The organism is Paenibacillus sp. FSL R5-0519 (assembly GCF_037974275.1).
In the GTDB taxonomy this organism is placed as follows: Bacteria; Bacillota; Bacilli; order Paenibacillales; family Paenibacillaceae; genus Paenibacillus.
On the sequence record NZ_CP150234.1, the window covers coordinates 91,455 to 117,883 of the forward strand.

Here is a 26,429-nt window from a genome sequence, read left to right on the forward strand (position 1 = left end):
CATTTTTCATAAATCCCCTGAGCGTCTTCCAATCAGCAAAAAATAGATCGAAATGTAAAAAAAAAAAATGAATATTCCTTGGTGTGGGTATTTGTACTTTTTAACTAAACATATGTTATAAATGATATTTACTGGTGGAAAATGATGCATGATTTACAGGGTTATTCTTCCTGGAGAAGCCAAAACATATAACCACTATAAGGAAAAAAACAAGATTAGTGGATTCATTTGAAATTCCATCCTTTGGCAGAACAACTTTTTGAATTTTTTTTGAATAATGTGTCATTTCAGGACTTCACGCCGTGAAAAATCTGTGATAGGATAAAGGCACAAGTTAAAAAATGATGTCTGGAGATCGGGAGGGACCACGTGCCGCTCAGCAATTGCTGAGCGAATGACGTGGTCCTTTTTTTGTTTTTTTACGGAAACATGAAGGAAATCAATGGGAGGTTTAGGAATGACAGAAACGTTCTCTTCAGCACACCGGACCGAATATTTGCGAGGCATGGCGAATGCACATTTTGACATATTGATTATTGGCGGTGGGATTACAGGCGCAGGGATAGCATTGGATGCAGTTTCACGCGGATTGAAGACAGCACTTGTAGAAATGCAGGATTTTGCAGCGGGTACATCCAGTCGTTCGACCAAACTTGTCCATGGCGGATTGCGATATTTGAAACAATATGAAGTGAAGATGGTTGCTGAGGTAGGACGGGAGCGGGCTGTCGTTTATGAGAATGGGCCACATGTGACCACACCGGAACCGATGTTGTTACCGATCTACACGGCAGGTACGTTCGGCCGATTCAGCACATCCATTGGTCTGATGGTGTATGATCGGCTCGCTGGGGTGAAGCGCAGTGAACGGCGCCAAATGTTGAATGCTGGAGCGGTGTCAGATTGTGAACCTTTATTGCGCAAACAGGGGCTGTTGGGTGGTGGACTCTATGTGGAGTACCGGACTGACGATGCCCGCCTCACCATTGAAGTGTTGAAAGAAGCTGTTAAACGCGGGGCACAGGCAGTGAACTATGTCAAGGCGACGGGTTTTCTGAAGGAGGATGGCCAAATTACAGGTATTCAGGCCATCGATCAGATCAATGGACAGACGTATACGCTGAAAGCAAGCAAGGTGATCAACGCTTCCGGCCCATGGGTGGACGGTCTGCGGGAATTGGATGGTTCGCGCCAGGGGAAAACGCTGCAGATGACCAAAGGCATTCATCTGGTCTTTGATGGTGAACGATTCCCATTGAGGCAGGCAGTTTATTTTGATACACCAGATAGTCGAATGGTGTTTGCTGTCCCACGTGATGGCAAAACCTATGTCGGAACAACCGACACCGTATATCAGGACGATCCTGCACACCCGCAAATCTCCGAATCGGATCGAGATTATGTAATTGATGCAATCAATGGCATGTTTCCAGATGTACACATTGGTATCGAAGACGTGGAATCCGGATGGGCGGGTGTGCGTCCACTTATTCATGAGGAAGGCAAGAATCCTTCCGAAATCTCACGTAAAGATGAAGTCTGGGTCTCTGATTCCAATCTGATTACGATTGCCGGGGGCAAATTGACCGGATACCGTAAAATGGCCGAGATGGTCATTGATCTGGTCGCACGCCAGATGGAGCAGGAGAGCGGACATAACATAGGCCCATGCGTGACGAAGAAGATGCCCATCTCCGGCGGTGACGTAGGCGGTTCGGCTGGATTCGTATCGTACGCGGAGCGCAAGATCAAGGATGGTGTCGCCTTAGGGCTATCTCGACCTGCTGCAGAGCGGCTGGTTCGGACGTATGGTTCCAATGTGAAGGCACTGTATGAGCGAATGCCTGATCCCCGTACCAAGGCTGAACTTCATGGCATGCCACAGGAGCTACTGCTGATGTTACAATATGCGATTGATGAAGAGATGGCTGTAACCCCTTCTGACTTTTTGGTACGAAGAACAGGAGATATATTTTTCCGTATTGATGAGGTCCGTCGCTATAAGACAGTGGTTGTCTCTTATATGGCGGGGCGTTTGAACTGGTCGGAAGAGCAAGCGATTAAGCATACACAGGAACTGGATCAGCTGTTGCTGGAAGCATCCGGCAAAATCTGAGGCAGGATTTCAAGGTCGCGAGTCGAATGGAACATGTAAGCGTGTAACATAGAGAGGGGATTACATCCATGACATTACAGATCGGAATCATTGGAACAGGCTGGTTCAGTAAGGTGCACGCGGATATTCTCGCACGAATGGAAGGTGTTCGTGTCGCGAGTGTCTGTGGAACAACGTTGGAAAAGGCAGAGGCCATGGCCTCCGTCTATGATGCTGTTGGTTACGGGGAACTTGAACATATGCTGGATGGTGAGAAGTTGGATGCGGTATATATCTGTGTGCCTCCGATGTCTCACGGATCGATAGAGTCAGAATTAATCCGCCGCGGTATTCCATTCCTGGTGGAGAAACCATTGAGCACCGGAATGGACGTGCCACGTCAGGTGTTGGATCAGGTGCAGGAGAGCGGATTGTTAACCTCTGTCGGATACCATTTTCGTTATCAGGAGGCTGCTCAAGTACTGCAACAAGCGATGAAAGAACAGACTGTTGGCATGGCTCTTGGCCGCTGGATGGGCGGAATGCCAGGGGTTGCCTGGTGGCGGCGTCAGGATGGTTCGGGAGGACAATTCGTAGAGCAGACTACACATATTGTAGACTTGCTTCGGTATTGTGCAGGAGAAGTTACAGAGGTATATGCTGTAGCAGCACAGCGAAGCATGCATGAGAAACATGAAAATGTCAGCGTTGCTGATGTGGCGAATGTGACGCTCAAGCTGGAAAGTGGAGCGATTGCAAGCATCGCCAATACCTGTCTGTTGCCAGACGGAGAGGGCGGCGCAGGACTCCAATTCTACACGGATGCAGGTGTGTGGGACTGGACACCGGAACGTTTGCTTCTGCCAAGTGCCGCAACACATGCGATGGCAGGACTGGAGATTTCGGCAGGACCTAATCCATACGAGCGTGAGAATGAAGCGTTCATTCATGCCCTGCGTACCGGGGACCGTTCACGAATCCTGTCCGATTATGCGGATGCCTGCCGTACACAGGAGATTACGACGGCGGCGTTGGCATCGGCTGATTCCGGTCTGCCTGTCAAGCTTCAGCCTTTGAAGCATCTCTCTCATTAATAAAAGTTGAACGTAATATAAATACGCCTGAATCGGAAACTGATCGGTAGATCAGCCTGATTCAGGCGTATTTGCGTCGAGCGGACATGAATGGATCGGCATTCAAATTACTCCGATTTCTGCTGTTTCAACCAGTCGGAAGACCAGCTGTAGATCTGATCAATGACAGGTTCAATGGCTCTGCCTTTGGGTGTTAATTCATACTCTACACGAGGAGGAATCTCCGGAAACATGTGCCGGGTTACAATACCTTCCGTCTCCATTTCCTTCAATCTCTCCGATAAAAGTCGTCCACTGATCGCCATCTCTGCTTCAAGCTCCGTAAACCGTTTGGGTCCGGACAACAGTTGGTACATGATTAACAGTACCCATTTCTTGCCTATAATGTCTATGGCCTGAGTGATCATACAGGGACTTGGTGCTTTTACTTTTCTCAGCTTCAACGTATTCACCTCGATTCATGATCATTTTCTTTACAGTTGTATATGAAAGGACATGGTTTCTGCCGCTCTTGGAATGGTAGGTCATTCACGTTTATGAGGGTTACTACTAAATATACTGTAACATACCTTTTGTATGTATTATACATCATATGGTGAGAAATTACTTGAAGAAATTATATTATTATTATATACTAACTTCATAAAAGTAAGTTGGTGATAAATAATACGTATAATATGAACGCGTACTATTTTGAAAATGGAACTAGGCTGAACGGTTGAAAACAGAGTCCCTTTGGGAACTTTTACATAGATTTTTTTACAATGTACAGCAAAAATATTCATTACATAGTAGGAACAACTAATTTGTCACAGGAGGATCTACATATGAACAAAATTTTGGGTTATATTTTTCTGGTTGTGCTTGCGGGTGTGTTCGTCATGACGGGGTTTAATAAAATTACTGGAGCAGACATGATGGTTCAGACATTCGAGAGTTTCTCTTATCCAACATGGACCATGTATCTGCTCGGCGCTGCGGAGTTGCTTAGTGCAGTCGGACTGCTGATTCCACGGACTCGTATCCTGGCTTCAGGCATACTGACATTCATTCTGATTGGAGCCGTGGGAAGCCATCTGATCTATGCACAATATGCTGCGGTTCCATTCCCGGCTGTGTTGTTGGTAGCTAACATTATTGTCCTGATTGTGGGCATGCGCAGATTGGAAGCGGAAGAAGAAGGCCAGATGGATGCGATTCAGGCATAATTGAGAGACAGCAAGAAGATGACCACTGCCAATAAGCGGTGGTCATCTTTTTATGTAAGACTTCGTTTGGCACGTGTGATAATTCGCAGTGTATGTTTGGTATCGGACTGCTGAATCCAAGTGTCACAGACCTGCCGGACCCACTCGGGATTTGTTTTGCCGGCATCGTTCAGCCAGTTGCTTACCGAATCCTGTACATACTTATGAGCATCGGATTTCACCGCTTCAAGCAAGGGAAGGGCCATAGCCGGGTTTTCTTTTAACTCCGGAATATGTTTGGCCCATACCCCACGAGGTCTGATGCATTCTATGGCAAACCGACGGATCAGTGGGTCAGGGTCAACGCTCCATGGGATCAAATCGTGCAAAGCTGACGATAATTCGGCAGAGATGGACTCCCGTACAGCCATCCAGGCAATTTCTCGTACACCAAAATGCTGATCTGCGGCAAAGGGGCGAATACGCTCCAACTTTTCAGTCAGGTTGAGCCGGGAATCCAACCCAATGATATAAGCCGCCCAGCAGCGAATACTGTCTGAACGATGTTCTGCAATGGAACGAAAGAGATTGGTATGTTCATTCATGGGGAGGCGATTCAACAGATTAAGCCATTGCATAGCTATGGCCGGAATGATTTTCATAATCCGCTGCTCATTCATCTGTTTTAACTGCTCCATAATTTCTATCGTTTCAGCATGCATTCCCCATTCATGGGTAACTTTCTGAAAAAGAGAAATATGATCTACTGCCAGCCATTCGGTCAGATTGACCGACTCAATATGTCCTGCTTGTAGCCCATTGCGGATATGCTCCGGGATTTCCGCAGCTTTACGGGCGCCTTTGCGAAGAAGAACGTCCTCAGGGATAAACAGATCTGACTTAGCATCCAACGGTATACGCCTCCTTGGTTGTATAGACTCATGCGTTATACAATACAACTTACCGGAGAACAGGGATGTAAGGCATCTTACAATTGTGCAGTGATTTTTCGAAGGGTAGCGATTTCGTCACGATGAAGGGAGACTGATTTGAATCCGGTACGAATACGGCCTGCTCTTGCTAACTCTTGCATGGCGACGGTGACCGATTCCCGTGTGACTCCAGCCATCCAGGCAATCTCCTGGTGGGTAAGCGCGAGTTGAATCTTGCAGAACTCATCTTCTTCGATGCATCCCATCTGTTCAGCCAGCCGGTAGAGATTATGTATCACCTTTTCGTGCAGGTTACCGAGTGCAAGCGTCTGTGTCAACTCGCTCATTCGTTTGATCCGCTCACTTAATATGTTCATCAGTCTCATCATAAATTCCGGATGTTCAATCAGAAACTGTTCAAAACGCGGTTTGTTCATCAGGCAAATATCACATTCCTCCATCGTTTCGATATAAACGGCACGTGTTCCGAGTGAGATTCCATTCATTTCTCCAAACACGTTACCTTCCGTCAACATATCAAGCGTGAACTGCTTGCCCTCCGGGTTTAATGTATATAAACGAACCTTTCCCCGTTTTACAAAATAGAAACCTTCCGTAAATGTATCCGGTGTCTGGATCTGACTGTCTTTAGGTAAGGTCGTGATAGAAGTCATCCCATCCATTTCAATCAGGTCGGCCTCGGACAAGGAGGACAGCAGGTCGAATTGTGATAAATACAGAATTTTATCCATAGCATTCCTTCCCATAACATTATGAAAATAAAAAAAGAAGAACCCACGAAAAACAACGGGTTCTCTTGCAGCGGGACTTCCGGCATCGGAAGGTCTTCTGACTATAAATGATCGAATGCCATTTTAATTATAGTAACTTTTTTAATTGAGAGACGCGTCCTTGGCTGATGCCAAGCTTTTCCGCAATTTGCTGTTGAGCCAAACCAGGATTCTGTTCAACAATTTCTTTCATCTGTTGCAGCATGCGTGCCGTTTTCGGCCGCAAATCCGGATATTCTTGGTTGTCAGCTGTGGTCCCTTCTTCCCTAGCGGGAGATGAGACAGGGGCGGATTTGGAAGCAGGACGCTCCACGGGTGCAGGAGCCTGTTTGTTCTGAGGTACGAACCAGTCGGGAGAGTCATCCGGGTGTTTTAATTGAATTGCACAAGTCCGGCAGATGAATTGTTCTTTGAAATACATTTCCGTATCTACATCACCGCAAAAAATACATAATGTTGATTTGTACTTTCGTAAAATCAACTCTTTCCCTTCAATGAAAAATTCAAGCGGATCGCCGATATGGATTTCCATTGTATCCCGCATTTCTTTGGGAAGGACAATTCGTCCAAGACGGTCCAGAGATCTCTTCATTCCGGTTCTTTTCATCGCATCTCCTCCGCAATATTCACAATTAAAACCTGTCCTTATTGTAAGGAAGAAAGGGCTTTAATACAACAATAATATTTCAAAAAAGTGGGATAATTCCATCTATTATGGGAAAATAAGTTTGGAAAGGATGGGTGCAACGGCTAAAGTGAATAATGCGGCGAGCACCATGGAGATGCTGGAGATGGTACCGGTCAGGGAACTCAGTTCAAACGCCTTGGATGTTCCTGTGCCATGGGCACCGGTTCCAAACAGTGTGCCTCGTGCAATTTCCCCATCGATGCGCAGCATTTTAACAATAGAAGGCCCCATAATCACCCCGAGCAGGCCGGTCATAATAACGAAAACAGCTGTCACCGCAGGAATGCCACCGATTGTAGCAGAGACGTTCATGGCAATTGGGGTGGTGATAGAACGTGGGATCAGGCTATGGATCAGTCCTGAATCCAGTTGCAGCCATTTGGCAAGCAGGGCAGAAGATAGCACGGCAACCACCGATCCGGTCATGACACTGAAGACAATCTCGGAGATATGTTTTTTGAGTACATGGAAAAAAGTATAAAGCGGTACGGCAAAAGCCACGGTGGCCGGTTGAAGCAACAGACTCAGCCATTTGCCACCACTGCTATACGTGGTATAATCCGTTCCGGTTGCGAGCAATACGCCAACGACAAGAAGCGGCGTAATGAGCAATGGAGACAGATACACTTTTGGCAGATTACGATACATTCGTTTGGCTACCGCATAGATCCCGACGGTTAACAACAGGCAGAGGAATCCAATCATCCAGTGTGACGCTCCTTTCGTTTCGCAATTCGTGTAGCAACGAGTCCTGTGCAGGACATGACCAGGAAAGTGCTAAGTAGTACGATGAATAAAATCTGTAATCCGTCATGCTCCAACATGGGCATATAGTTCATGATGCCAACGGCTGACGGGATGAAAAATAATAGTAGTTCTCCGAGCAGCCATGCAGCTCCAACTTCAATCCAGCGCAGCTTTACGACACGAGTCTGAAGCAGAATGAATAGCACGACCATACCGAGGATCGAACCGGGTACAGGAAGATGGAGAGTACGGGCCAGCAGGTCCATAAGCAGTGAAAAAACCATTAATAGCGCAACCTGCGCAATACCAAGGCCCCATTTTTTCACTTTAATCCCTCCTTGTATCATCAACGTAATCGTTTAAGTTGTTATGAAAATGTTTCACTTGATATCATAAATTTTACATGGCATTCTTTCATGAGTAAAATGCATATTAAGAATGTTTACTATTCCATTTGTCTATGAGAGGTGGAGATCAACGGATGGATATCCGCCATTTGCAATATTTTCTGGAAGTTGCCCGACAACAAAGCTTCACCAAAGCCGCTGAAGTGCTGTACATCACCCAGCCTACCATCAGCAAGACGGTCAAGAGTCTTGAAGAGGAATTGGGGATCACGCTACTGGACCGTTATGGCAAAAAGGTGGAATTAACCGATGCAGGCCATGTGTTTTTCCGACAGGCGCTTGAGATTGAAAAATCATTCCGCAATCTGTCATCCGAACTGGACGACTTGATGAATCTGAAGAAAGGTCACCTGCGGATTGGCCTGCCGCCGATGGTGGGGTCCAGCTTTTTCCCCATGATCATTGGTGAATTCCACAAAGCCTACCCGCAGGTGACCATTCAGCTATTTGAGGATGGGGCCAAAAAAGTAGAGGCCGATGTGATTAGCGGTGCACTGGATATTGGCGTTGCCGTTCTACCAACCGTGGACGAACTGTTGGATCATTTTGTTTTTGTGAAAGAGAAATTGAATCTGCTTGTGCACCCTTCACATCCACTTGCGGGTAAAGATTCGGTTGCGCTGCATGAACTCGAAAACGACGCCTTTGTGTTGTTTCGGGAGGATTTTGCATTGCATGATCGGATTATTGTGGCCTGCCAGCATGCGGGGTTCCAGCCCAGAGTGGTGTATGAGAGCTCTCAGTGGGATCTGCTCAGCGCAATGGTTGCCGCCAATCTGGGTGTAGCCTTACTGCCGGAAACGATCTGTCGTGAGGTGGACCACATGCGCGTGCGCATTATACCCGTGGTGGAACCGGTGATTCCTTGGCAGCTCGGCATGATCTGGCGGAAGGACCGTTATCTGTCTTTTGCCACGAGAGAGTGGATCGGATTCACACAGTCGATGCTGGGTGAGTAAGGGAAGCGATCGGAAGGTATTCTGTCGTTGTAGTGCCCAGTGTAAATACTCTTTTGTTGAATCAGGATCGTTGTTACAATGGAAGCATAATGATGGTGGAGGTGTACGAACATGAAACTGCGGGTATCCGCTGTACAATACCAATTGCACACAATTAGCTCGTTTGAGCAGTTCGCCGCACAGGCTGAGCATTATATACGGACAGCGAGTGAATACGGGACCGAATTTGTGCTGTTCCCGGAGTTTTTCACAACGCAATTAATGTCCATTGGAGACGAACAAGGTAATGCATTGACCATTGAGGATCTGCCGAACTTTACGGGGCAATATGAACAACTGTTCACGTCACTTTCTGCCAAGTACGGTATGCACGTCATCGGGGGAACCCACGTCATTCGCCGTGAGGGAAAGCTGTATAATACAGCTCACCTGTTCTACCCGGATGGTCGCATCGCGCGCCAGGACAAGATTCATATAACGCCAACTGAAGTGCAGGAATGGAATATGGCTCCCGGAGATGGACTTGAGGTGTTCGACACCGATAAAGGCCGTATTGCCATGCTGACCTGTTACGATATTGAATTCCCGGAAATTGTGCGCATGGCCAAAGCCAAGGGCGCAGACGTGATCTTCTGTCCTTCCTGTACGGACGATCGTCATGGATTCTACCGTGTGCGTTATACGAGTCATGCCCGCGCGGTGGAGAATCAGGTGTATGTTGTGTTAACTGGAACGGTGGGTAACTTGCCGACGATTGACTTCATGCGTGCCAACTATGGACAAGCTGCAATCATTACGCCGAATGATATCCCGTTCCCGCCACGTGGCATTCTGGCCGAGGGTGAGATTAACAACGATATGATTGTGACCGCTGATCTTGATCTGGACTTGTTATATGAAGTGCGGGAACGTGGATCGGTAACGACCTGGCGTGACCGCCGTACTGATCTGTATACCGATTGGGAGTAGGCAATTCCATTTATTAATGAATAAGACATCGGAACATGTATCAGAATTCATTTGTCAGTGGAAAGGGGCGATCCGGCAACATGTATACGAAAGAAATGCTGATCACCGACCCGGAGCGGAAGGGTAAAAGGGTAAAAGCAGTCGTCCGCAATTATGTTGCAGCCGACTATGAGGAACTCATTCGCATTCAGACGGAAAGTTTCCCTCCTCCTTATCCGGAAGAGCTGCTCTGGAGTCACGAGCAGCTCAACAGTCATGTGCAGCATTACCCGGAAGGGGCCATCTGCATTGAAGTGGATGGAGCATTGGCCGGATCGATGACCTCGCTGCGGATGCAGTGGGACCCTACACATCCAGCGAGTCATACCTGGGCCGAAGTCACGGATGACGGCTATATTCGTAACCATCAACGGGATGGCAACACGCTGTATATAGTTGATCTCTGCGTTCGTCCGAAGTACCGCAAGTGGGGACTGGCTCAGTTGATGATGCAGGCGATGTACCACCTGGTGATTGCACAGGGGATGGATCGGTTACTGGGTGCAGGCAGAATGCCAGGTTATCATCTGGTTGCAGACCAACTGTCTGCACAGGAATATCTGGATCAAGTGGCTGCGGGTGAGAAGCGTGACCCGGTGATATCGTTCCTGCTTCGCTGTGGCCGCATGCCCGTAGGCGTAACCGCAGACTATCTGGACGATGAAGAGTCCTGCAATTATGCTGCCTTAATGGAGTGGCGAAATCCATTTCGATAAGATTTGCTCACCATTACAGATCAAACCCAATTTTGAACGAGTTATATACACGAATGATTAAACTATACATTCATATCGAGGAGGCATTTATCCATGGAATTCACGCGTATTACATCCATTAACGATCCATTGTTTGCCCAAATGCACAAGCTGATGCAGGAGATCTTCCCAAGGGAAGAAGTGCTGGACTTCCTGCTCTGGGCAGAGCCATTGGAAGATCCAGGTATTCGGGTATTCGTGGCTGTGCATGAAGGACAGGTGGTTGGCGCGACAGAGTACCGTTATTACGAGGATTGGAACGTGGCTATGACGGACTTTACGATTATTGGGCGTGAAGGTCTGGGCATCGGCAGTTTCCTGGCGAATCACCGCAAGCGTGATCTGCAGAAGCTCGCGGCAGCCAACGGGAAGGAATTGTTCGGCATGTTTGCCGAAATCTATAACCCTTATCTGAGTCAGGATCACGAATTTGGCGGCATCAAGCCGATGGACCCGTATGTACGCCGCGAAGTATTGTCGCATCTGGGATACCAGCGTTTGGACTTCCCGTATGTTCATCCATCTTGGCAAGGTGACGGCGAAGCGGTTGGCGGATTAGATCTGTGCTTCATGCCAGGTGATGAGTCGCTCAGTGAATTGCCATCCAGCCTGGTGGCTGATTTCCTGAATCGGTATTATGCGGTGCTACCGAACAAACCACAGGAGTGGCTTGCCATGGTAGAGCAATTGACTGCTCGTAAGTCGGTTGCGCTGTTGCCATTGTAATCCGTTGAAAGACCCGAGCCTGGACTAACAGGGTTCGGGTCTTTTTGGTGTATTTTTCAGAACGAAGGAGATCCTCTTTTTATTTGTGTGGGATATGTTACCATTAATATGGAAGATATATGTTTATTTTCATTTTTATTTAAGGAGGGGATTAGATGAGAAAAAGCAGAACTTTGTTCATATCGATGTTCGCTTTGTTTTTAACAGCCTGCACTTCAAGTGACGATGCTTCACTACCAGATGTACAGCAGAGGGAACGCAAGGATGCCATAGATATCGAACAAGTTCAGAAGGAAAACGAACTGCTGAAGGAGCAGGTGCGGAACAACCAGAAGGAAAAAGATGAAAAAAAAGCAAAAGAGCAGGAAGAAGTAGAAAGTTTAAGAGAAACGCTGAATATTACGTTTAAACTGATGGCAGCGATGCAATCTAAAGATTATGCATATCTTGAATCGGTGTCTTCTCCGAACATAGAAATATCGCAGCAGAGCAATATCATTATTTCGAAACGGGATCAGGGAGATTACGAAGTACCTTTTCTGCAAAACGTTAGCCTGAATAATCTGGAGTATCGCGGATTTAATCCGCTGGATTCAGATCGGGTCATTTTACATATGGCTACTGTATGGTCTGATGGAAACGGTGCATTGGATCTCTATTTCATTCGTTCCGAGGAAGGCAACTGGCTCTTTGATGGGCTGCTCACGAATGGATAGGCTACTAGTTTGTTTCAGCAAAAAATAGCGACCCTTCTCTACATGATTAAGAGGAAGGTCGCCGCATGATGAGTTCGAGTGAAAGATAATTATTGTGTAGTCTTTCGATCCGGAAGCTGGCTCAAATAACTGTTGGACAAGTGTGCAAGATCCAATGCTCGATCATACTGTTCCTTGGTTATAAACCGTGAAGAAGAAACCTCATTGTTACTGGATGTAACTATTGCTGGAGGTACCTTGCCCGCCGAAATCTGCGGCGTCTCTTCCAAAGAAACATCCATCTGCTGTTGCCCGGCATCCTGTCTGCCCGCATCAGCCAGAGAATAATGCGTTCCATCCCCGTATCCTTTCGCCGGAATGAAGAGAGAAGCATCGTTTAGAACCGACCCGGAAGGAAGGTAATATCGTTCGGGCAGAAGATTCCCGCCTTCACGCAGCAAATCCTGTCCGAGGTGTAATTGGTCCTCCAATGATACGCCGGTGAGTCCCGCAATCGTTGGCAGAATGTCCACCTGACCTCCGATCTGTTCCAGCTGCACACCCGGGGTTACGCCAGGGGCCGAGATCATGAGCGGAATATTAATCATATCTGCTGATGTGTACTCCCGACCATACAACTCTTTCATGATGACTCTGTCTTGCTTATCCAGTGAATAGATGGGAAGACCCAGGTGATCCCCATACAGGACGAGCAGGCTGTTTTCCCATAATCCCCGTTCCTTCAGTCCAGCAATCAACTGTCCAATCGCCTGATCGGCATAGTGCTGCGATATCAGATAATCGCCGGGCAACGTATCCTTGTAACGCTCAGGCAGCGTCAGCTTCACCTTATTTTCGGGCAAAGTGTACGGGTGGTGGGCTGACATGGAGATGATATGGGCATAGAAGGGATCACCGGAAGACTGCATGGACTCCAGCTTATCCAGTGTTTTGGAATACAGTACTTCATCCGAGGCCGAGAAGGCGATAGAATCCTGTGTGCCGAAATAATCAATATCATAATACTGGTTGAATCCAAGTGCCTTGTATAACTGGTCCCGATTCCAGAATCGGACATCATTTGTATGGAATGTGGCTGTCTGATATCCGTTCGCCGCCATTAGCTTGGGTAGACTCGGCAGAGCCTTATCTGCATATACAGTCGTTGCTGCCCCGTTTGGTGGGGTGTAGAACGAAGTATTCACAACGAATTCGGCATCGGATGTATTTCCCTGACCCACCTGCTGATAAAAGTTCGGAAAATACAGGCTCTGTCTAGCCAATTCATTCAGGTTGGGCGTGATCTCCTGTCCATCCACCTCTAATCCAATCAGAAAGTTCTGAAACGATTCCATCTGGAGCATGATCACGTTGCGTCCGCTCGCTGCACCCTGCTTCACAATCGCAGGAAGTGGAGTCGTTTGCTTCAGTTGGTCGATGGCAGCCTGATCAATGTGAGCAACGGGCACAAGTTCATCAGGTCGATCCAGGATGGTATATGCCTCGTAACCGAGGATGCCCATCTGTTCTGCTTGTGTAAGCTCACTCATGCTGGCCCGATTGGGGTAGATGTTAAGCATGCACAGGATCAAGGAGAGGGTCAGAATGACCGAAGCAATCCGTCTTCTGGCGCGTCGTTCAAGCGGAATGCGATTCGGGCGTTCTGTACTCCCGAGCTTGATCCGACGACGAACGAGTATCCCCCCAATGATCAGAACGTCTGCAAAAATAAACAAATAATAGGGGTCAAGCAAAGAGAACATGCTGCTCTTGACCGAAGTCACCTGATTCACCTGTGCCAGCGCGTGATAGTTAACGATTACACCGTAATATTTGTAGTACATGATGGCTGCAAAGAAAATGCCTGAGAGCAGCAAATTCATGGCAAGGTACATCCACATCCGCCGCTTGGCAGCAAACCACTCAATCAGACAGAAGCCGATCCAGATGAGCGGCAATTCGGTCAGTAGAGGTTTCCAGACAGGGATGTCATCGAAGATAACAATCCAGGCCAGTGAGCTTTTGATCATCATGATGATGGTAAAGAATATAAAAGGTCCGCTTAGAAATCGGGTGAGTGAACTGCGTGACAAGGTACCGCCTTCCCTTCCGAAGTTTCATTTAACAAGTATTATCCTATCTCAGCATGGCTGTGTCAAAAATGAAAGCCTTCAAAATGGACGGCAAAAAACCTCTTCCACGCAGGAAGAGGTGTGAAAAAAACGTGGGTTACCGCGATAAAAACCAGATACGACCCATTCTGTTATTCGATCGTGTACGTTGTGACATAAGAAGGTCTGGGGAACATGGTGGGCTTCTGTGCAGTCAGCCCTTCGCTTGTACTGCGGTTTCGGTGAGCGTGGCTATAGGCTTGAGATTCCTGCCAGCCTTTGAAATGTTCTTCGGATTGCCAAAGTGTGAGTACAACATACGTATCATCCTTGAGAGGACGAAGCACACGAATACCGACAAAACCAGGCTCATCTTCTACCTTGCGGGCACGGTTCTTGAATCGTTCTTCAAAATCATTACGGCCATCCTCTGTGACAGGGATATTGTTGAGAACAGCGTAACCTCCGCCAGTCCAGGAGCCTGCGGCATCGAAAGCTTCATATGCGGCTACTTTATCATCAGACTCGATATTCATCAGGCGTTCTGCGGATTCAATCGCCAGACGCACATGCTCTTCGCTTCGCAAAGTGAGATGCGGGTACGCAGCAAGTGCATCCGGAATCGGTGAAGGAACCAAATAGATATACATAGAAGCTGCCTCCTCATTAAGTACATTCTATCTCAAGATAGCATATGGAATTCAGTGAGTCCAATCGGTGGATCAACTGGTTTGAGCACGTCTTTTCATGATAAAGTATAATCACTACAAACAGAACGGGTGATCGTATGACAACAACAATTCGGATATCGGTTAGACCTTTGGTGGAGTATGTGTACCGCAGTGGCAGCATACGTCCAGGGTTCCGGACCAATGCCTCGATGCAGGAGGGGACTCGAATCCACCAACGGGTACAGAAGGAGTATACCGAAGAGGATCTGAAAGAGATTGTGCTCGAAACTGAGATTCAACACGGGGATCTGACCTATGTGGTGGAAGGGCGCTGTGATGGCCTGATTCGGTTGGAGGGTCAATTGACGGTGGATGAGATCAAATCAACTGCGGGCAATCTGGATGATCTGGGAGAGGGCCTTCCAGTGCACTGGGCACAGGCCATGATGTATGCCTATATGTACGCTGTTCAGCATGATGAACCACGCATGCAAGTGCAGTTGACGTATGTGCATTCGGTAACCCATGAAGAAAGACGGTTTCGCCGAATGGCAGAAAGGCAGGAACTGGAGCAGTTTGCGGCAGAAGTGATTGCCGGTTATGCGCCATATGCAGAGATGATTGCTGCATATGAAGAAAAGCGTGATATCAGTGTGCGAGAGCTGCCGTTTCCTTTTCGCAAATACCGGGAGGGGCAGCGGAAGTTGGCGGGAGCCGTATACAAGACGATCCGTGAGGGTCAGGGATTGATGGCCAAAGCACCAACAGGTATTGGTAAAACCATGTCCGTGCTGTTCCCCACGGTCAAAGCGATTGGTGAAGGCGAAGCGATCCGATTGTTCTATCTGACTGCGAGGACAACGACACGGGTGGCGGCAGAAGAAGCTTTTGCCCGGATGCAATCGGAAGGATTGAAGATGCATGTGATCAGTCTGACCGCGAAGGACAAGATCTGTTTTAAGGAAGAGGAAGCTTGTGATACGGGGCAATGTGGCATGTGCGAAGGATATTATGACCGTATTAACGGGGCCGTGCTGGACATGCTGGAACATGAGACGTTGATGACACGTCCGGTCATCGAGCAGTATGCGCGCAAACATCGGGTGTGTCCGTTTGAGTTTTCACTGGATGCGGCATATGCAGCCGATGCGGTGATCTGCGATTATAACTATATTTTTGATCCGCGGATCTCTCTGAAAAGAATGTTGGAAGAGCAGAAACGCAAGACGGTATTACTGGTGGACGAGGCACATAATCTGGTCGATCGTGGGCGAACGATGTTTTCCGCGGAGCTGGAGAAGGCAGTGTTCCTGGATGTGAAAAGGGAGTTCCAGTCGCTGGACAGCAGTGTGCCTGCTGCCAAAGCCATTGTTGACTACACCGGGGGCATTGATAAGTATCTGATTACCCTTCGCCAAAATGGTGGAGATGAGGGGAAAATCATTCAACAGGAGGCACCGGAGGAACTAATTGAACGGCTGGAGCCTTTTGTCATGGTTGCGGAGCAGTGTCTTGTTGAAGGTGGCTCGGGGAATGCCGAGACGGATCAGTTGCTGCTGGATGCCTACTTCACGGCACAGAATTTTCTGCGTATTGCCAAGCTGTATGATGAACGTTTTATTACGTATGCAGAGTGTGTGCGAAGTGAAGTGCGAGTGAAGTTATTCTGTCTCGATCCTTCGGTGTTGCTTCGTCAGACGGCCAAAGGCTTCCGCTCCCTCATTCATTTCTCGGCAACCTTGTCACCTCTTCGCTATTATCGGGATATGCTGGGTGCAGAGGAAGAAGATTATACGTTGCAGATTCCCTCACCCTTTCAGCGTGAACAGCTGGATGTGAGACTCATGCCCTTATCTGTTCGTTATAAAGACCGGGAACAATCCCGGCGACCCATTGCGGAGATGCTGCAACAGCTCGTAAGCGAATGGCCGCGCAGCAATTTAATGGTCTTCTTCCCTTCCTATCCTTATATGCGGGAGATATATGAAACCTATGCACAGCTTCCAAGTGAAGCGGATACGGTCATACAAAAGCAAGGCATGAACGAGCTGGAACGGGAGCAGTTTTTGGATGGATTTCAGCCGAATCCTGAACGAACACGACTGGTGTTTGCCGTTATGGGTGGTGTATTCTCGGAGGGTGTTGATCTGCCGGGAGACCGCTTGAATGGCGTTGTGGTGGTAGGTGCGGGGCTGCCGCAGATCGGTTTGGAGAACAACGTATTACGTGATTATTATGATCGGACAGGACGCAATGGATTTAATTACGCTTATATTTTCCCGGGGATGAACAAGGTGCTGCAGGCGGGTGGACGGCTGATTCGAACGGAAGAAGACAAGGGCGTGTTGGTGTTAGTCGACGATCGTTTTATCCAAGAACCGTACCGTTCCCTGCTGCCCGAGGAGTGGCGGGACTATAAACGAATCTGATATTGCATCTTCAGAGCAGTTCCAATGGAATCAGGCAAATGCGGAACCAAGGAGTTTAACATTTTTTTTCAGATTTCTTCCCTTTACATGATTGAAAGGTAGGGTGAAAGGGTTATAACTTGGTTAGCAACGAACGAACAACGGCGATTACCCTATCCGTTCCGCGGTCCGCTTCGAAAGCAATCAAGGAGGTCGGTTATAATGAAGAGAAATCATACCATGATGCAGTTTTTTGAGTGGCACCTGGCTGCAGACGGAGATCATTGGAAGCGACTGGCTGAAATGGCCCCGGAACTGAAAGCCAAAGGCATTGACTCGGTATGGGTACCACCCGTAACCAAGGCAGTGTCAGCAGAAGATACAGGTTATGGTGTATATGATCTGTACGATCTTGGCGAATTTGATCAAAAGGGTGCCGTGCGAACCAAATATGGCACCAAGCAGGAACTGGTGGAGGCCATTGCCGAGTGTCAGAAGAACGGAATTGCCGTCTATGTGGATCTGGTCATGAATCACAAGGCCGGAGCAGATGAGACGGAAGTCTTTAAAGTGATTGAGGTTGATCCCAATGATCGGACGAAGGAAATTTCTGAGCCGTTTGAAATTGAAGGCTGGACCAAATTCACATTTCCGGGTCGCGGCGATCAATACTCCTCCTTTAAGTGGAGCTCCGAACATTTCAACGGTACGGACTATGATGCCAAGGGAGAACGGAGCGGTGTATTCCGCATCGCAGGTGAGAACAAGAACTGGAATCAGAATGTCGATGATGAGTTTGGTAACTACGATTATCTGATGTTCGCCAACATAGATTATAACCATCCGGATGTGCGACGCGAGATGATCGATTGGGGGAAATGGCTGATTGACACCCTCCAGTGCGGTGGGTTCCGGCTGGATGCCATTAAGCATATCAACCACGAATTCATCAAGGAGTTCGCAGCAGAGATGATCCGTAAGCGCGGTCAGGATTTCTACATCGTAGGTGAGTTCTGGAACTCGAATCTGGATGCATGTCGTGAATTCCTTGATACGGTTGACTACCAGATCGACCTGTTCGATGTGTCACTTCACTACAAATTACATGAGGCTTCGCTTGCAGGCAGAGACTTTGATCTCTCCAAAATTTTTGATGACACCTTGGTCCAGACCCATCCTACCCATGCGGTAACCTTTGTAGATAACCATGACTCCCAACCCCATGAAGCATTGGAATCCTGGATTGGAGACTGGTTTAAGCCGAGTGCCTATGCGTTGACACTATTACGACGTGATGGATATCCGGTTGTATTTTACGGGGATTATTATGGTATTGGTGGTCCTGAACCTGTGGATGGCAAAAAAGAGATTCTGGACATTCTGCTGTCTGCCCGTTGCAATAAGGCATATGGTGAGCAGGAAGATTACTTCGATCACGCCAATACCATTGGCTGGGTGCGTCGCGGCGTAGAGGAAATCGAAGATTCCGGTTGTGCGGTGGTCATCTCCAACGGGGATGACGGTGAGAAGAGAATGTTCATCGGAGAGCATCGTGCTGGTGAAGTCTGGGTGGATCTGACAAACAGTTGTGAGGATCAGATTACCATCGAGGAAGACGGCTGGGCCACCTTCCATGTATGTGGTGGAGGCGTCTCGGTATGGGCCCTGCCTGAACAGAATGAGGACTGCGCTGACGCTGAGTAACGGCGTATATCAGGCAATATAAAAGAAAAGAAAAGAAAAGATGCACCGATGGATGATATGAATATGGTGTATAGATAGATCGTTAACCACCTGAGCAGGAGATAGCACTCCTATGTTCAGGTGGTTTTCTGCATTTTTCTATGGATGACTAAGACTCCAACTCAACAGAAACTCCTAAAGAACTCAGCCCACTTTATTTGCACCGAATTAGGCTTATTGTAATTCTAACGAATCTCAGTAACCTTATTTCTGCCAAAAGTGATTTTAATAGCGCCAATTGGAGCAATATCAACGGATTAAAGCGTATGAGATTCGTTAGAATACTGATACCTCGGATTTTGACTAATTAGGACCTCTCAGATTCGTTAGCTTAACTTGGGTTAACGCTCTCACCATAGGCAAACGGATCAAAGGAACCTGAGTAGACGCTGCCCATGTGTTGGATCTCCGTTTACCTACTCCAACTCAAATGATTCCAGCGTACCAACCATCCGCAGATCATGCTCGCGGTTGAACTGTTCCCGTTTGTCCGCATCCGCGTACTCGTCATGATAATGCATTAGTACGGTTTTCTGTCTCACTTCGGCTGGCAGTTGCTCCAGTTCCTTCAATGAGGTATGAGATTTGATCACCAGATCATGCATATGACATTCATGGAAAATCAGCTGCACGTCAGCGGCAACTTGCTCCACCCGTTCCTGATCGAGTGTACTGTCTGCACTGTAATAGAAGTAAGGCTTGGCGATTAACCCATTGCTGACCATACCGGGAACATGCTGTGTCCGAAATGTCTCAAACGTCACACCGCCCAGTTCGAATGTGCCTCCATCTTGCAGGGGAACAACATCGTAGTAATCACTAATGGTACGTTCACCATCCGTTGTGTAGCGCATGCCGGGGGATAGTATATTCCAGAGCGGATCTACCAATTGTTCGTGGATGAAAAGACGAGGTTTACGGTCGCCCACAATTTGGGCGTAATAACCCAACATCTGTACACCGTTAATATGATCCTCATGCAGGTGGGTAATAAAGACGTTGTGAATATCGGTCATGGGGAATCCATACTCTTTGAGAGCTTTGGCATTTGATTCCGGAAAATCAATGACCAGATGCGTGTCTTCGAATTCAGCCAACATACTATTGTGGTGCTGCTCCACGCTGAACATATCTCCTGTGCCGAGAAAAGTAATTTTCATTCAAATTCATCTCCTTGTGTGATCTTCAGATCAGCATCCTTGCGTTAAATCCAGTATACCTTGTTCCCGAATATATGCCTAAATCAACCTTTTTTGATAACGCTATCATTTTATATTGAACTTTGATGGCAAACAGTGTAGCGTAAAGATGGGAAGTGAACCCATATGAACGTAAACTCACCTAAAGGGAGCGTGCGAGGCGAATGAAATCTTTTCTGGATGAACAATTTTTGCTGCATAATGAAACGGCGGTCAAGTTGTATGAGGATTATGCCAAAGACATGCCGATTATTGACTATCATTGCCACCTCAGTCCTCAGGAGATCTACGAGAACAAAACCTTTGGCAATCTTACGGAGGCCTGGTTATACGGTGATCACTATAAGTGGCGGCTCATGCGCGCTAACGGAATTGAAGAGCAATATGTAACTGGCGGCGAAGGCGTGACCGATTACGATCGTTTCCTGGCTTATGCGAAAACAGTACCCATGATGATCGGTAATCCGCTGTACGCCTGGTCTCATCTGGAATTACAACGATATTTTGGTGTCTATGAAGTATTGAATGAGACAAGTGCACCTGCCATCTGGGAAAAAGTAAATGCCAAACTGCACAGTGACGGATTCGGTGCACGTGATCTGATTACCAAATCCAATGTCACTGTTGTATGCACAACCGATGATCCTACCGATTCGCTGGAGTATCATCTGAAGATTCAGGAGATCGAAGGCTTTGATACGGCGGTATTGCCTTCTTTCCGCCCAGATAAAGGACTGGAATTGAACCGGGATACATTCACCGAATGGGTGGGCAAGTTGTCACAAGCCTCCGGCACAGCGATTTCCGATTATGAATCCTTCCTTGCTGCATTGGAGTCCCGGGTGGAATTCTTCCATTCTGTTGGCGGTCGAGTCTCGGACCATGCACTCGATTATGTTCCTTACGGCGTGGCTACTCGCGAAGAGGCGGCTGCGATCTTTGCAAAGGCGCTTGCAGGTCAGAAGGTAACTCGTGAGGAAGAGGACAAGTATAAGACGGTCACATTAACGTTCCTCGGCAAACTGTATGCAGAGCGGGGCTGGGTGATGCAGTTCCATATTAATGCAGCTCGGAATAATAACACACGAATGTTTGCCAAACTTGGGCCGGATACCGGTTATGATGCCGTGAATGATACACCGCTGTCATCAGCAATGATTGGATTGCTCGATGCGTTAGAGCAGCAGCAGGCATTACCCAAAACGATTCTGTATTCCTTAAATCCAAGAGACAACGAAGTCCTTGCAGCGATCATCGGCAGTTTCCAGGGTGGTGGTATTCCGGGCAAAATCCAGCTTGGTGCAGCATGGTGGTTCAATGATACGAAGGACGGCATGCTGGCCCAGATGAAAGCACTGGCGAATGTGGGTCTGCTGAGCCGATTTGTCGGCATGTTGACTGATTCACGCAGCTTCCTGTCGTACACCCGGCATGAATATTTCCGCCGTCTGGTCTGCAATCTCATTGGTGAATGGGCTGAACAGGGCGAGGCACCGCAGGATATGGAGCTGCTTGGTCAGATCGTACAGGGCATCGCCTACAACAATGCAAAAGAATATTTCCCTTTTGCCTCCGTGCTTAAAACGGTCTCTGCTTCAAAGTCATGATAGGTGATGCGTGATGCTCAACAAGTTCATCTAATTTTGCAATAAGAGAGGCTACCTTGTTTCTTTCGTTCCATAAGTATAACAATGCTCCCATTTCGTACACCGGGTATTCATCTACCGGAGTATTGGATGGGAGCTTTTTTTTGAGTTTCCTTCCTGATATTGCGCACAATAACTATAGCCAGCTCCATTGAGGGCAAAATGCCAAAGCCAATAACGAAGAGGTTATAAGCGTTTAGTATGGGATAATCTTGGTTATTTTTAGTTGTTTGACTTTCGCTTCCTCTGATAATATACTTAGTAAACCTAATTAATTGCATATCTATTTAATTGTGATGCTATTTAATAGATGTCCTATGATGTTGGATGTCTATGGAATGATAAAGAAAGAAGGAGGAATCCATTATGACGGATATTGATCCGGTCGCTCAGAAGCTTTTATACTCCATCATGCAGTTTAATAAAGGCAAGTGGAGGCAACATAAACCTCATGGTCGCAATCACAATGAAATTATGGTGCTGGCTTGTTTGCTGCATGGTACGCATCCAGGAGAACGTCTGGACTGGCGGGATAATCCGCCAGATTTTGAGAGAGAACTGAATGAGAGTCGCCCAGGACTTAAAGTATCGGAAATCAGTGCGTTACTGCGGGTGAAATCACCAACAATAACCCCGGTTATTCGTGGGCTTGAGGATGAAGGGCTTGTCGAACGGACCATGGACCCGACGGATCGCCGTGCTGTGCGTATCACCATTACAGAGGCAGGGCGGAACATTATTCGGGCGGCACATGAGGAGCGCATGCAAACGTTCAACCAGCTCGTCGAGCATTTGGGTGAGGAAGAGAGCATTCAATTGACGGAGTTGTTGACCAAGGTTTATACCTTTTTTGATACAGTGGTTTTCCAACAGACGGAGACGTCCACACAAGGAGATGATACGCCATGATGAAACTGTTTCGCATGCTGAAGCCTTATCGAATACCGATTATCTTCATTCTGGTATTGGTGCTGTTTCAGTCGCTTGCCGAATTGTACCTGCCTACGTTAATGGCGGATATCGTGAATTTCGGCATCATTAAGGGAGATGTCCCTTATATTTGGCAGATTGGTGGATGGATGTTGGTCATCGCGATTGGTGGAACAGCGTGTTCGGTGATCGCCAGTTACCTCTCCTCCCGCACGGCAGGTGGATTTGCCAAACAACTTCGCAGCAGAGTATTCCGTCATGTGGAGAACTTCTCGCTCCAGGAGTTCGATAAGATGGGTACGGCTTCCCTGATTACGCGTACGACGAATGACATTACGCAGGTACAGAACGTACTTACGATGATGCTGCGCATGATGATTATGGCTCCATTGATGTGTATCGGTGGTATCTTCATGGCGGTCTCACAGGACGCCAAATTATCTACGATCTTCCTGGTCGTGCTGCCTGTACTGGGCGGAGCCATTGCGCTGATTGGTTCCAAGGGTTTACCTTTGTTCAAAACCATTCAGAAAAAGCTGGATCGACTCAACCTGGTGCTGCGTGAGCAGTTAACAGGGATTCGCGTCGTTCGTTCCTTTAACCGTGGTGAGCATGAGCGCGTGCGCTTTAACGGGGCCAACACGGAACTGAGAGATTCTTCGATTAAAGTTAATGTGCTCATGGCGACCATTATGCCTGTTATGATGCTGGTTATGAACTTTTCGATGATTGCCATTCTTTATTTTGGTGGAATGCGGATCGACAGCGGCAATATGAACATCGGTGCATTGATTGCCTTCATTCAATATGCCATGCAAATCATGTTCTCACTGATTATGGTTTCCATGATCTTTGTCATGATTCCAAGAGCTTCAGCATCAGCAGAACGGATTAACGAAGTACTTGATATGCAGCCGGATCTTAGCAATCCCGAGCAGCCTCGTAGCATGAAATCCATGCAGGGGATGATTGAGTTTGACCATGTAACTTTCCGTTATCCGGGCGCAGAGAATCCAGCGTTGTCCGATATATCCTTCACAGCTCGTTCAGGTGAGACAACAGCCATTATTGGGGGTACGGGTTCCGGGAAATCGACATTGCTCAGTCTTATTCCACGATTCTATGATGTGACTGAAGGCAGCGTTCGGGTCAATGGTACGGATGTGCGGGAACTTCGGCAGGAAGATTTGCGTGCCAAAATTGGCTTTGTGCCACAAAAGGCAGTCCTCTTTACGGGTACAATTACGGAGAATATCCGTCACGGGAAAGACGATGCCACAATGGATGAAGTTGTTCATGCGGCTCGTACGGCTCAGGCAGAGAACTTCATTACCGAGATGAAAGATGGATATGACAGCCTAATTGCACAAGGGGGTAACAACGTGTCTGGTGGACAAAAGCAACGTCTGTCCATCGCTCGCGCACTTGTTCGCCGTCCGGAAGTCTATATCTTTGATGACAGTTTCTCTGCCCTCGATTTCAAAACGGATGCTAAACTTCGTGCTGCGCTGAAGTCCGAAACGACAGAAGCGGCTGTGCTGATTGTTGCCCAGCGCGTAAGTACAGTAATGGATGCCGATCGCATTCTGGTTATGGATGAGGGACGAATTGTCGGTTCAGGAACACATAAAGAGCTGCTGGAGCACAATGAAGTATATCGCGAAATTGTATCCTCCCAGCTGACTGAGGAGGAGATCGCATGAGTGATCATACAGAAAAACATAAAGCACCCCGTGCCTCTCGCGGACCGGGACCCGGTCCGGGTATGGGCATGCGACCTCCCGCTGAGAAAGCAAAAGATTTCAAAGGCACACTGCGGCGTTTGATTCGTTATCTCCAGCCCCACAGCTCTCGTCTACTTGGGGTGCTTGTTGCAGCCATTCTGAGTACCGTATTCAGTATCATCAGTCCTAAGATCATGGCCGAAGGTACGGATATTCTTAGTGAAGGCGCCATTGCCATCCTACAGGGTGTGCAGGGAGCCGGGATTGATTTTCCTGCATTGATGAAAGTATTATACCTGCTTGGCGGGCTCTATCTGTTCAGTGCTGCATTCATGTATATTCAGCAATACCTGATGGCTGGTGTAGCCCAGCGTGTTGTCTATGACATGCGTGAGCAGATCAGTGCGAAGGTTGGACGCCTTCCTTTGAAATATTTCGACTCCCGCACGACTGGGGAGACACTGAGCCGTGCTACGAATGACGTGGACAATATCAGTAATACCCTTCAGCAAAGTTTGGCACAGTTCATTACGTCCATCGTAACGATTGTAGGGGTAATCATCATGATGATGACGATTAGTCCATGGATGACCTTGATCACGATTTTGACGCTGCCACTCAGTGTGGTGGTTGTTATGCTGGTCGCTTCCCGTTCGCAAAAACACTTTGCAGGCCAACAGAAGTCCCTCGGGGAACTGAATGGTCATGTCGAAGAGATGTATACGGGACACAAGGTTGTCAAAGCATTTGGACGTGAAGAACAATCGGTACAGCAATTCGAGAAGGTCAATGAAGAGTTGTATGAATCCGGTTGGAAGGCCCAGTTTATCTCCGGTATTATTATGCCGCTCATGAGTTTTGTCGGTAACCTGGGTTATGTACTGATCTGTGTGGTTGGTGGGATTTTCGTTACACGCGGATCTATCTCCATCGGGGATATTCTGGCTTTCACGCAGTACTCCCGTCAATTCACACAACCGATTAACCAGATTGCCAATATCTCTAATATCATTCAATCGACGATTGCATCGGCAGAACGGGTATTTGAGTTGCTGGATGAAGAGGAAGAAGTTCCGGAGTCCAAACAACCCGTGCAATTACAGCAGCCTAGAGGCGCGGTTGCGTTCCAAGGTGTTAATTTTGGATATAAAGAAAATGAACTGCTCATTCATAACATGAACATTGATGTAAAACCGGGACAGACCGTAGCCATTGTTGGACCAACGGGAGCCGGTAAAACGACCCTCATCAATCTGTTAATGCGTTTCTACGAAATTCAGGATGGTCGGATTACGATTGACGGTGCCGACATTAAGGACATGGAGCGTGGCAAGCTGCGCAGTCTGTTCGGTATGGTGCTTCAGGATACCTGGTTGTTCAACGGAACGATTCGGGACAACATCGCTTATGGTCGAGAAGGTTCAACGGAAGAGGATGTCATCAAGGCAGCCGTTGCGGCACATGCGGATCACTTTATTCGTACACTGCCTGATGGATATGACACGGTGCTGAATGAAGAGGCGTCGAACATCTCTCAAGGGCAGAAACAGTTGCTGACCATTGCAAGAGCAATTCTGGCGAATCCGGCCATCCTCATTCTGGATGAAGCGACAAGTAGCGTGGATACACGGACCGAAGTATTTATCCAGAAAGCAATGAATGATCTGATGAAAGATCGCACAAGCTTTGTCATTGCACACCGGTTGTCCACCATTCGCGGCGCCGATCTGATCCTAGTGATGGATCATGGTAACGTGATTGAACAGGGCAATCATGATGAGTTAATGGCGAGTCAAGGATTCTACGCCGATCTGTACAATAGTCAGTTTGCGGAGCAACAACCGCAGGCGATCTGATGAAAATGTAAATAACAAGGATAGCCGGGAGTCCCTATTAGGGGTTCCCGGCTATTT

Annotated in this window: 23 protein-coding genes; 14 read left to right on the forward strand and 9 right to left on the reverse strand. The window is 47.7% G+C overall.

Annotated features, from left to right (window positions below):
* Positions 1 to 457 precede the first annotated feature (457 nt).
* Both MKY73_RS00410 and MKY73_RS00415 read left to right on the forward strand, forming a co-directional pair.
* Positions 458 to 2,116 (forward strand): FAD-dependent oxidoreductase, encoded by a 1,659-nt coding sequence (locus MKY73_RS00410; RefSeq protein WP_339305080.1) that lies wholly within the window; start codon positions 458 to 460, stop codon positions 2,114 to 2,116.
* 68 nt (positions 2,117 to 2,184) lie between these two features.
* Positions 2,185 to 3,189, forward strand: a complete 1,005-nt coding sequence (locus MKY73_RS00415; RefSeq protein ID WP_339305081.1) for a Gfo/Idh/MocA family oxidoreductase — start codon at positions 2,185 to 2,187, stop codon at positions 3,187 to 3,189.
* A gap of 107 nt (positions 3,190 to 3,296) precedes the next feature.
* Here the strand turns inward: MKY73_RS00415 and MKY73_RS00420 are convergent, their stop codons facing one another.
* The gene (locus tag MKY73_RS00420; protein WP_026081419.1) at positions 3,297 to 3,596 is read right to left on the reverse strand and encodes a helix-turn-helix domain-containing protein; all 300 of its coding nucleotides are present in this window, start codon (positions 3,594 to 3,596) and stop codon (positions 3,297 to 3,299) included.
* A gap of 420 nt (positions 3,597 to 4,016) precedes the next feature.
* On the opposite strand from MKY73_RS00420, the gene MKY73_RS00425 reads away from it, so the two are divergent.
* Entirely contained in the window at positions 4,017 to 4,397 is a 381-nt protein-coding gene (locus MKY73_RS00425; protein ID WP_339238516.1) for a DoxX family protein, read from the forward strand.
* Between the two features lie 50 nt (positions 4,398 to 4,447).
* Here the strand turns inward: MKY73_RS00425 and MKY73_RS00430 are convergent, their stop codons facing one another.
* The 5 genes from MKY73_RS00430 to MKY73_RS00450 all read right to left on the reverse strand — a co-directional run bounded on the left by MKY73_RS00430 (position 4,448) and on the right by MKY73_RS00450 (position 7,860).
* A complete protein-coding gene (locus tag MKY73_RS00430) occupies positions 4,448 to 5,287 on the reverse strand; it encodes a DNA alkylation repair protein (protein WP_339305082.1) in 840 nt (279 codons plus the stop codon).
* Positions 5,288 to 5,364: 77 nt separating this feature from the next.
* Positions 5,365 to 6,060: a Crp/Fnr family transcriptional regulator gene (locus MKY73_RS00435; RefSeq protein WP_339305083.1), complete on the reverse strand. Its 696-nt coding sequence runs from the start codon at positions 6,058 to 6,060 to the stop codon at positions 5,365 to 5,367.
* Positions 6,061 to 6,187: 127 nt separating this feature from the next.
* Entirely contained in the window at positions 6,188 to 6,706 is a 519-nt protein-coding gene (locus MKY73_RS00440) for an AbrB/MazE/SpoVT family DNA-binding domain-containing protein (RefSeq protein ID WP_047840820.1), read from the reverse strand.
* A 105-nt stretch (positions 6,707 to 6,811) separates the two neighbouring features.
* Positions 6,812 to 7,492, reverse strand: coding sequence for an LrgB family protein (locus tag MKY73_RS00445; RefSeq protein WP_339238508.1), 681 nt, complete (start codon positions 7,490 to 7,492; stop codon positions 6,812 to 6,814).
* Positions 7,489 to 7,860, reverse strand: coding sequence for a CidA/LrgA family holin-like protein (locus MKY73_RS00450; RefSeq protein WP_017691758.1), 372 nt, complete (start codon positions 7,858 to 7,860; stop codon positions 7,489 to 7,491). The genes MKY73_RS00445 and MKY73_RS00450 overlap by 4 nt, the downstream gene beginning before the upstream one ends.
* 155 nt (positions 7,861 to 8,015) lie before the next feature.
* Between MKY73_RS00450 and MKY73_RS00455 the strand changes: the two genes are divergently transcribed.
* The 5 genes from MKY73_RS00455 (at position 8,016) to MKY73_RS00475 (ending at position 12,105) form a co-directional block, all read left to right on the forward strand.
* A complete protein-coding gene (locus MKY73_RS00455; RefSeq protein ID WP_339238506.1) occupies positions 8,016 to 8,900 on the forward strand; it encodes a LysR family transcriptional regulator in 885 nt (294 codons plus the stop codon).
* 111 nt (positions 8,901 to 9,011) lie between these two features.
* Entirely contained in the window at positions 9,012 to 9,869 is an 858-nt protein-coding gene (locus tag MKY73_RS00460) for a carbon-nitrogen hydrolase family protein (protein WP_339305084.1), read from the forward strand.
* A gap of 80 nt (positions 9,870 to 9,949) precedes the next feature.
* On the forward strand, positions 9,950 to 10,624 hold the full coding sequence (locus MKY73_RS00465; RefSeq protein WP_339305085.1) for a GNAT family N-acetyltransferase: 675 nt from the start codon (positions 9,950 to 9,952) through the stop codon (positions 10,622 to 10,624).
* Positions 10,625 to 10,717: 93 nt separating this feature from the next.
* Positions 10,718 to 11,389, forward strand: coding sequence for a GNAT family N-acetyltransferase (locus tag MKY73_RS00470; protein WP_339305086.1), 672 nt, complete (start codon positions 10,718 to 10,720; stop codon positions 11,387 to 11,389).
* Positions 11,390 to 11,544: 155 nt separating this feature from the next.
* Positions 11,545 to 12,105 carry a hypothetical protein gene (locus tag MKY73_RS00475; RefSeq protein ID WP_339305088.1) on the forward strand — a complete coding sequence of 187 codons (561 nt, stop codon included), beginning with the start codon at positions 11,545 to 11,547 and terminating at the stop codon, positions 12,103 to 12,105.
* Positions 12,106 to 12,194: 89 nt separating this feature from the next.
* Here the strand turns inward: MKY73_RS00475 and MKY73_RS00480 are convergent, their stop codons facing one another.
* Both MKY73_RS00480 and MKY73_RS00485 read right to left on the reverse strand, forming a co-directional pair.
* A complete protein-coding gene (locus tag MKY73_RS00480; RefSeq protein ID WP_339305090.1) occupies positions 12,195 to 14,177 on the reverse strand; it encodes an LTA synthase family protein in 1,983 nt (660 codons plus the stop codon).
* Positions 14,178 to 14,347: 170 nt separating this feature from the next.
* Positions 14,348 to 14,845, reverse strand: coding sequence for an antibiotic biosynthesis monooxygenase (locus tag MKY73_RS00485; protein ID WP_036612926.1), 498 nt, complete (start codon positions 14,843 to 14,845; stop codon positions 14,348 to 14,350).
* 137 nt (positions 14,846 to 14,982) lie between these two features.
* On the opposite strand from MKY73_RS00485, the gene MKY73_RS00490 reads away from it, so the two are divergent.
* Together MKY73_RS00490 and MKY73_RS00495 are read left to right on the forward strand one after the other, a co-directional pair.
* Positions 14,983 to 17,295: an ATP-dependent DNA helicase gene (locus MKY73_RS00490; protein WP_339305092.1), complete on the forward strand. Its 2,313-nt coding sequence runs from the start codon at positions 14,983 to 14,985 to the stop codon at positions 17,293 to 17,295.
* 201 nt (positions 17,296 to 17,496) lie between these two features.
* Positions 17,497 to 18,978 carry an alpha-amylase gene (locus tag MKY73_RS00495; protein WP_339305094.1) on the forward strand — a complete coding sequence of 494 codons (1,482 nt, stop codon included), beginning with the start codon at positions 17,497 to 17,499 and terminating at the stop codon, positions 18,976 to 18,978.
* 455 nt (positions 18,979 to 19,433) lie between these two features.
* On the opposite strand, the gene MKY73_RS00500 is transcribed toward MKY73_RS00495, so the two are convergent.
* Positions 19,434 to 20,177 (reverse strand): MBL fold metallo-hydrolase, encoded by a 744-nt coding sequence (locus tag MKY73_RS00500; protein WP_339305096.1) that lies wholly within the window; start codon positions 20,175 to 20,177, stop codon positions 19,434 to 19,436.
* Between the two features lie 203 nt (positions 20,178 to 20,380).
* Between MKY73_RS00500 and uxaC the strand changes: the two genes are divergently transcribed.
* The 4 genes from uxaC (at position 20,381) to MKY73_RS00520 (ending at position 26,372) form a co-directional block, all read left to right on the forward strand.
* Positions 20,381 to 21,823: a glucuronate isomerase gene (gene uxaC / locus MKY73_RS00505; RefSeq protein ID WP_339305098.1), complete on the forward strand. Its 1,443-nt coding sequence runs from the start codon at positions 20,381 to 20,383 to the stop codon at positions 21,821 to 21,823.
* A gap of 405 nt (positions 21,824 to 22,228) precedes the next feature.
* Positions 22,229 to 22,771: a MarR family transcriptional regulator gene (locus MKY73_RS00510; RefSeq protein WP_339305100.1), complete on the forward strand. Its 543-nt coding sequence runs from the start codon at positions 22,229 to 22,231 to the stop codon at positions 22,769 to 22,771.
* Positions 22,768 to 24,495 carry an ABC transporter ATP-binding protein gene (locus MKY73_RS00515; protein ID WP_339305102.1) on the forward strand — a complete coding sequence of 576 codons (1,728 nt, stop codon included), beginning with the start codon at positions 22,768 to 22,770 and terminating at the stop codon, positions 24,493 to 24,495. The genes MKY73_RS00510 and MKY73_RS00515 overlap by 4 nt, the downstream gene beginning before the upstream one ends.
* A complete protein-coding gene (locus tag MKY73_RS00520; RefSeq protein WP_339305103.1) occupies positions 24,492 to 26,372 on the forward strand; it encodes an ABC transporter ATP-binding protein in 1,881 nt (626 codons plus the stop codon). Before MKY73_RS00515 ends, MKY73_RS00520 begins: the two co-directional genes overlap by 4 nt.
* Positions 26,373 to 26,429 lie beyond the last annotated feature (57 nt).